Annotated in this window: 10 protein-coding genes; 6 read left to right on the top strand and 4 right to left on the bottom strand. The window is 39.9% G+C overall.

Annotation, left to right across the window (positions count from 1 at the left end; all coding sequences use genetic code 11):
• Positions 1–53: 53 nt before the first annotated feature.
• From K4Z77_RS04735 to K4Z77_RS04750, 4 genes are all read right to left on the bottom strand, one after another.
• Positions 54–917 carry an Rgg family transcriptional regulator gene (locus K4Z77_RS04735; protein WP_224218611.1) on the bottom strand — a complete coding sequence of 288 codons (864 nt, stop codon included), beginning with the start codon at positions 915–917 and terminating at the stop codon, positions 54–56.
• Between the two features lie 269 nt (positions 918–1,186).
• Complete coding sequence (locus K4Z77_RS04740; protein ID WP_224218612.1) at positions 1,187–1,954, bottom strand: hypothetical protein; 768 nt, start codon at positions 1,952–1,954, stop codon at positions 1,187–1,189.
• Between the two features lie 15 nt (positions 1,955–1,969).
• Positions 1,970–2,665, bottom strand: coding sequence for an ABC transporter ATP-binding protein (locus tag K4Z77_RS04745; protein WP_224218613.1), 696 nt, complete (start codon positions 2,663–2,665; stop codon positions 1,970–1,972).
• A gap of 4 nt (positions 2,666–2,669) precedes the next feature.
• On the bottom strand, positions 2,670–3,035 hold the full coding sequence (locus K4Z77_RS04750) for a GntR family transcriptional regulator (RefSeq protein ID WP_000119149.1): 366 nt from the start codon (positions 3,033–3,035) through the stop codon (positions 2,670–2,672).
• Positions 3,036–3,174: 139 nt separating this feature from the next.
• On the opposite strand from K4Z77_RS04750, the gene nrdR reads away from it, so the two are divergent.
• The 6 genes from nrdR to K4Z77_RS04780 all read left to right on the top strand — a co-directional run.
• Entirely contained in the window at positions 3,175–3,648 is a 474-nt protein-coding gene (gene nrdR, locus K4Z77_RS04755; RefSeq protein ID WP_001203672.1) for a transcriptional regulator NrdR, read from the top strand.
• Positions 3,649–4,818, top strand: coding sequence for a DnaD domain protein (locus K4Z77_RS04760; protein WP_224218614.1), 1,170 nt, complete (start codon positions 3,649–3,651; stop codon positions 4,816–4,818). It begins immediately after the preceding gene.
• Positions 4,819–5,715, top strand: coding sequence for a primosomal protein DnaI (gene dnaI / locus K4Z77_RS04765; protein WP_224218615.1), 897 nt, complete (start codon positions 4,819–4,821; stop codon positions 5,713–5,715).
• Positions 5,712–6,425, top strand: coding sequence for an NADPH-dependent oxidoreductase (locus K4Z77_RS04770; RefSeq protein WP_224218616.1), 714 nt, complete (start codon positions 5,712–5,714; stop codon positions 6,423–6,425). The genes dnaI and K4Z77_RS04770 overlap by 4 nt, the downstream gene beginning before the upstream one ends.
• 13 nt (positions 6,426–6,438) lie before the next feature.
• Positions 6,439–7,749, top strand: coding sequence for a ribosome biogenesis GTPase Der (der, locus tag K4Z77_RS04775; RefSeq protein WP_049535011.1), 1,311 nt, complete (start codon positions 6,439–6,441; stop codon positions 7,747–7,749).
• 84 nt (positions 7,750–7,833) lie between these two features.
• On the top strand, positions 7,834–8,114 hold a 281-nt coding region (locus K4Z77_RS04780; protein ID WP_224218617.1), incomplete at its 3' end, for a hypothetical protein.

Raw genomic sequence — 8,114 nt, forward strand, 5'->3', positions numbered from 1 at the left:
TTTAATGATACTCTTTTTGAAATAATAATTAAAAATTTTCCCATATAAGAAAATTATTTCAGTTCTTCTATTACCTTTGCTAAATGTTTTTCAAATTTTTTTGCTAAGCTATCGCTGTGGACTAACTTCATCGTTGCTATGCACTTTCTCATTTCTAAAACAGAACGTTTATTTTTGTCTTTTTTTAAAGTGTATAAGTTTTCGGCATAGTGAAAAACTAATTTTTCATATATCTCAGTTTCTGTGAAATAACAATGTTTTAGTTGCTTTTTAAAATATAAAGAATCTAAAAATTCCTCTCTTTCTATACACGTGATATATCCATTTAGTAACATGGTAGCAAGCAATCTACGATAATGTGGTAAATCTCTGTAGAATTCGGAACGTTGACACATTTCTCTTGATAAGCACATCATAGTAGGGTGAGATAATACATCTAGAGTATTCATAAACAAAAGTAATTCATAGCATCCCCAGTATTCCACAGAAAAAAGATAGTCAGATAGATATTTAATATCAGATTCATGGTAATAGATTTTTTCTGACAAATCTTGTAAGCGAATTTTAACTAGAATGGTATTCAGAGTATAGAATTTCTCTCTTTTTGTAGTCTTTTCAAGTTGAGAAATAAGCAGTTTTTCCATTCCTGAAATATCTCTTTTAGAGCTTAGAAGTCGAATTTGCTCTAATAATTCATTTATTTCATCCCTATGAAAGTCATTTGCAGCATACATAAATTCTTCGACAGGCATATTAATAGCATCTAATGCTTGCATAAATTTACCAATCGTCAGATCAGAATTTTCTCTTTCAAATCTAGAAATATGTGATGTGGATAGACCATGTTTTGCAACATCTTTTAATGTTAATCCACGTGATTCTCTAAATTGTTTAAAAATTTTTCCGTAATTTTTCATTTGTGTTACCTCAATTGCTTATATGGGAATTTTTTAGTATGTTTTCAAAATATTATATCATATATAAAAAAAGAAAGTGAGGTTGTTTATATGAATAAAAAGATGATTGTAACCCTGGTTCTATGTATTCTAGAGTCAATAATTGTTATTGGCGTTGGCTAAAACCAAAATTAGTTAGCAATAATCTAAAAAACACAGAAAATCAATTTTTTATTAATTTGATTTTCTGTGTTTTTCTTAAATAGATGTTATCCTTTTTGATTTTAAAACTATTGCAAATTAACCTTATTTCTCAAAATATAGTAGGTTCCGAGATAAAAGATAGCTATGAATATGAGTTCTTCAACAATGGCTATACCTGCTCCCATATAGAAATGGTCATTAAGTCCTACAAGTGAATTGACATAGAAATTAGAACTAAGATTGAAGGAAAGTTCAATAAATCCAATGACGATTTGGATACCAATGTAGGCTGCAACAGCGAGTGTTGTACGGTATTCATTGAAAAGCTGTCCAATGGAAATAGCCAGGTAGATGCAGAGGATTCCTGAAATGGTATTTAGTAGGAAGGATATACCTGTAAGAAAGATCTGAGGGAGATGTGTTTCTACAAATGTAATCACGTAAGAAAGAGGAATCCATTCTGAAACCGTTATGGTCACAATAATAACAGCGCTTAGAGCTAGGACAGCAGTGCTAATCAACGACCAGATAAAGGCACCGATTAGTTTGGCTGTGATGATATGGTGTTCGGATACTGGAAGGGTCAAAGTCAGATAGCCTTGGCGGTCATAGACACTTCCTTTGAAGCGTTTGATAATCAAGAAAAGAGTTGAAATCCCCAGTGTAATTATCAATCCGCCAAAGACGAGAGCCAGAAAGATAAATAGGAAAGGTTGGCTATCTTTGAAAGATATATAATTATAGTAGTGGCCTTGCATTCCTATGAGGATAGAAAGGACTAGCACGGCTGCGTAGAGGGCTAAATACCACTTGTTAACATTTTTAAATTCGTAGCGAACTAAATTCCAAAACATAATAATCTCCTTTGCTTAGGCCTTAAATTCCTGACGGAAGAGCTGGTCAATGGATTCACCTGACTCATAGCGAATATCATCTACATTGCCTTGACGGACGACTTTTCCGTCTTTGAGGAAGACAATTTCATCCAAGATTGGCTCGATATCAGAAATTAAGTGGGTAGAAATCAAAACGGTAGAAGTTGGGGAGTAGTTGTTGATAATGGTATTGAGGATATACTCACGGGCTGCTGGGTCCACCCCACCAATGGGTTCGTCCAAAACGTAGAGACGAGCATCACGGCTCATAACCAAAATCAGTTGTACCTTTTCCTTATTCCCTTTTGATAATTTCTTGAGACGACTATTTTCATCAATACCGAGGTCTGTAAGTAGATGATGGGCGCGTTCCAGATTGAAATCTTTATAGAAGGTCTTGAAGTAGGTTAGGGCTTCTTTGACCTTCATTTGTTCATTGAGATAGGTTGTATCCGGCAAATAAGCTACGATAGCCTTGGTTGCTGGGCTTGGGTCCATGTCGTTGATAAGGACACGTCCTTGATCTGGTTGCAAGAGGCCATTGATTAGTTTAATCAAGGTTGTTTTTCCTGAGCCATTTGGGCCGAGGAGACCAACAATTTTTCCAGCTGGAATGTCAAGAGAAACATTTTCAAGGGCTGGGGTTGCTCCATAAGATTTGGATACATTTTCAAATGCTAGTAATGACATAGGTTTAAACTCCTTTAATATAATCGCCGACTACGCCTGGTAGTTCTTCTTTTTCATAGCCAAAATGGGTCATGGAGGAAACGAAGTGTTCCAATTCTTCTTCCGATAATTGTTTGCGTGATTGGGCGATCAGTTCCTTATCCTCAGTCACAAATCGTCCAGTTGTACGCTTGCTGTAGACAAATCCTTCTCGTTCAAGGTCTGACAAGGCTCTTTGGATGGTGTTGGGATTGACACCAGCCTCGCTCGCTAGCTCTCTCACGGTTGGAAGTTGTTGATTGGGTTCCAGTGTATGGGAAACAATCTGAAGCTTGATTTTCTCCATAATCTGTAAATAGATGGGTTTTTTGTTGTCAAATGTCCAGGACATCTTGGTCTCCTTTCTTTCATTCTTTTGTCTTAATTAAATAATACAACAAAACAAAAAACTTGTCAAGCAAAAAGAAGAATTGTTTTGGGAATTGCTTAAAAAATGGTATAATGAAAAGAAAACGATAAGGAGGGAAAGGATGCGTTGTCCAAAATGTGGGGCTACCAAGTCAAGTGTTATCGATAGTCGCCAAGCAGAAGAAGGGAACACTATTCGTAGAAGACGTGAGTGCGATGAATGCCAACACCGTTTTACAACCTACGAACGAGTAGAAGAAAGAACCTTAGTGGTTGTTAAAAAAGATGGCACACGGGAACAATTCTCTAGAGATAAAATCTTTAATGGGATTATCCGCTCAGCCCAGAAACGTCCTGTGTCAAGTGATGAAATCAACATGGTAGTCAATCGTATCGAACAGAAACTCCGTGGTCGAAATGAAAATGAAATTCAAAGTGAGGACATTGGTTCACTCGTCATGGAGGAGTTGGCTGAACTGGACGAGATTACCTATGTACGTTTTGCCAGTGTCTATCGTAGTTTTAAGGATGTTAGTGAGTTAGAGAGCCTGCTCCAACAAATCACCCAGTCCTCTAAAAAGAAAAAGGAAAGATAAATGAAGCCAATTGACCGTTTTTCTTATCTAAAGAATAATCGGGTGTCGCAAGATACCTCATCTCTGGTACAGTGCTACCTCCCGATTATCGGTCAGGAGGCACTGAGCCTTTATCTTTATACAATCAGTTTTTGGGATAATGGCAGAAAGGAATACCTCTTTTCAAGCATTCTCAACCATCTCAACTTTGGGATGGACAGACTTTTACAATCCCTGAAAATCCTATCTGCTTTTAATCTCTTAACCCTTTATCAAAAGGGGGATGTTTATCAGTTAGCCCTCCATGCTCCTCTATCTGGTCAAGACTTCTTGGAGCATCCTGTTTATCGTAGACTTTTGGAGAAGAAGATTGGCGACTCTGCTGTGGAGGATTTGAAAGTTGAGAGTGCTAAGGGAGAAGAAATATCTGTCTCACTCAATCAAGTTTTTCCAGACTTGGCTGAACTGGGAAGTCAAGAAGACCTTAGTCTCAAGAAGAAAGTGGCCAACGATTTTGACTTAGACCATTTTCGTCAGCTTATGGCTAGAGATGGGCTTCGTTTTGCGGATGAGCAGTCCGACGTCTTAAATCTCTTTGCCATCGCCGAGGAGAAGAAATGGACTTGGTTTGAAACTTATCAATTGGCCAAGTCAACAGCTATTTCCCAGGTTATTTCAACCAAGCGTATGCGGGAAAAAATTGCTCAAAAACCTGTTTCCTCTGACTTTAGTCCTAAGGAAACGACCATTATCAAAGAGGCTAAAAGTAAAACTGCCCTGCAGTTCTTGGCAGAAATCAAGCAAACACGCAAGGGGACCATTACCCAAACAGAAAGGGAACTCTTGCAACAGATGGCTGGTTTGGGCTTGCTGGACGAAGTCATCAATATCATTCTCTTGTTGACCTTTAATAAGGTAGATTCGGCAAACATCAATGAGAAATATGCCATGAAGGTAGCCAATGACTATGCCTATCAAAAGATTCATTCGGCAGAAGAGGCAGTCTTGCGAATCCGTGAGCGAGGGCAGAAGAGCCAGGCTCAAAAGACTAGTAAACATGGTCCTGCCAAGTCCAATGTACCCAAGTGGAGCAATCCAGATTATAAGAATGAAACCAGCGAGGAAACTCGTCTGGAACTAGAACGTAAGAAACAAGAACTATTAGCTCGATTAGAAAAAGGAGGAGATTAGATGGAAAGTGTCGGAGACGTACTCAAACGTCAACCTAGCCGTTTTCATTATCAAGATTTGGTCCAGAAAATCATGAAGGACCCTGATGTTGCGGCCTTTATCCAGCAAGAATCCCTCAGCCCAGAGGAATTGAATCGCAGTATCTCCAAATTTAACCAGTACATTACCGAGCGTGACAAGTTTCTACGTGGGGATACGGATTATATTGCCAAAGGCTACAAGCCGATTTTGGTTATGAATCATGGTTATGCGGATGTTTCTTACGAAGAAACTCCTGAACTAATCGCAGCGGAAAAAGAAGCGGCTATTAAGAACCGTCTCAAGTTAATCAATCTGCCAGCCAGTCTCAGGAAAGCTAGTTTAGCTCAAGTAGACTTGGATGATTTGGGTCGCTTGCCAATTTTTGAAAAGCTATTAGCTTTCGTGGAACAATATCCAGCTATTCAAAAAGGTCTTTACTTGTATGGAGACTTTGGCGTGGGTAAAAGTTTCATGGTGGCTGCCTTAGCTCATGATTTATCAGAAAAACGTGGTGTTTCATCCACTCTCCTCCACTATCCTAGCTTTGTCATTGATGTCAAAAATGCTATCGGTGATGGCAATGTTAAGACCTTGGTGGATGAGATTAAGCTTTCTGAAGTCCTGATTTTAGATGATATTGGTGCCGAGCAATCAACACCTTGGGTGCGTGACGAAATCCTGCAGGTCATTCTCCAATATCGGATGCAGGAAAATTTACCGACCTTTTTCACCTCTAACTTCAACTTTGAAGATCTGGAGAAGCATTTCGCTAAAGGGAAAAATGGAAATGACGAAACCTGGGAAGCCAGACGCGTCATGGAACGCATCCGTTATTTGGCTGAGGAGACTCGTTTAGAAGGAGTGAACCGTCGATGACAGAAACAATCAAATTAATGAAGTCTCACACTTCAGTGCGCAGATTTAAGGAGCAAGCCCTCCCTCAGGAAGACTTGACTGAAATCCTGACAGCAGCCCAAATGGCCTCGTCTTGGAAGAATTTCCAATCCTACTCTGTGATTGTGGTACGAAGTCAAGAGAAGAAAGATGCCTTGTATGAATTGGTGCCTCAAGAAGCCATTCGCCAGTCAGCTGTTTTTCTTCTCTTTGTCGGGGACTTGAACCGAGCAGAAAAGGGAGCACGACTCCATACCGATACATTCCAACCCCAAGGTGTGGAAGGTCTCTTGATTAGTTCGGTCGATGCGGCCCTTGCTGGTCAAAATGCCCTGCTGGCAGCTGAAAGTTTGGGCTATGGAGGTGTCATCATTGGTTTGGTACGGTACAAGTCAGAAGAAGTGGCAGAGCTCTTTAACCTGCCTGACTACACCTATCCTGTCTTTGGGATGGCACTAGGTGTGCCAAATCAAGAACATGAAGTCAAACCTTGCTTGCCATTGAATCAAGTGGTATTTGAGGAAGAATACCGAGAACAGTCAACTGATGCAATCCAAGCTTATGACCGTGTACAGGCTGACTATGCTGGTTCGCGTGCGACCACAAGCTGGAGTCAGCGTCTAGCAGAACAGTTTGGTCAAGCTGAACCAAGCTCAACTAGAAAAAATCTTGAACAGAAGAAGTTATTGTAGAAAGTGAGAAATTATGGCCCTACCAACTATTGCCATTGTAGGACGTCCCAATGTTGGGAAATCAACCCTATTTAATCGGATCGCTGGTGAGCGAATCTCCATTGTAGAAGATGTCGAAGGAGTGACACGTGACCGTATCTATGCAACGGGTGAGTGGCTCAATCGTTCGTTTAGCATGATTGATACAGGAGGAATCGATGATGTCGATGCTCCTTTCATGGAACAAATCAAGCACCAGGCAGAAATTGCCATGGAAGAAGCAGATGTTATCGTCTTTGTCGTGTCTGGTAAGGAAGGAATTACCGATGCAGACGAATACGTAGCCCGTAAGCTTTATAAGACCCACAAACCAGTTATCCTTGCAGTGAACAAGGTGGACAACCCTGAGATGCGAAATGATATCTATGATTTCTATGCTCTCGGTTTGGGTGAACCACTGCCTATCTCATCTGTCCATGGTATCGGTACAGGGGATGTTCTAGATGCTATCGTAGAAAATCTTCCAAATGAATATGAAGAAGAAAATCCAGATGTCATTAAGTTTAGCTTGATTGGTCGTCCTAACGTCGGAAAATCAAGTTTGATCAATGCTATCTTGGGCGAAGATCGTGTCATTGCCAGTCCTGTTGCTGGAACAACGCGTGACGCTATTGATACCCACTTTACCGATGCAGATGGTCAAGAGTTTACCATGATTGATACGGCTGGTATGCGTAAGTCTGGTAAGGTTTATGAAAACACTGAGAAATACTCTGTTATGCGTGCCATGCGTGCTATTGACCGTTCGGATGTGGTTTTGATGGTCATCAATGCGGAAGAAGGCATTCGCGAATACGACAAGCGTATCGCAGGATTTGCCCATGAAGCTGGTAAAGGGATGATTATCGTTGTTAACAAGTGGGATACACTTGAAAAAGACAACCACACTATGAAAAACTGGGAAGAAGATATCCGTGAGCAGTTCCAATATCTACCTTACGCACCGATTATCTTTGTATCCGCTTTGACCAAGCAACGCCTCCACAAACTGCCTGAGATGATCAAGCAAATCAGCGAAAGTCAAAACACACGTATTCCATCAGCTGTCTTGAACGATGTCATTATGGATGCTATTGCCATCAACCCAACACCGACAGATAAAGGAAAACGCCTTAAGATTTTCTATGCGACCCAAGTGGCAACCAAACCACCAACCTTTGTCATCTTTGTCAACGAAGAAGAACTCATGCACTTTTCTTACCTGCGTTTCTTGGAAAATCAAATCCGCAAGGCCTTTGTCTTTGAAGGGACACCTATTCATCTCATCGCAAGAAAACGTAAATAAAAAAGTAGAATCTGGAATGACATTTCCAGATTTTTTTGATAGAATGAAATTGAAGAAAGCGCTATCAAAAAGAGGGGGCTGGTGATGAAACATTTGTTTAAATTGTTAATCTTATTACCCTGGTTTTACTTTTTCAACTGGATTGAAAATGCTAATAGAGATAGTAAATTTTTCCCAATTTTTTACTATTTTTACTGGTTTTACATCCCCCTCTATGCTCTTTTTAGCCTTGCTTGGACAGTTATTTCAGTTCTGTTTTTCAATATCGTCTTGAGAAATTTGACAGATATCAAGTTATGGGGCATTTGGTTTCTTTTTATTCTGCTAGCTATTGGTCTGAATAGGTTAACTTATTTCTGTTTCAA

Origin of the sequence: Streptococcus mitis subsp. hohhotensis (assembly GCF_020089495.2) — a bacterium.
Taxonomy (GTDB): domain Bacteria; phylum Bacillota; class Bacilli; order Lactobacillales; family Streptococcaceae; genus Streptococcus; species Streptococcus hohhotensis.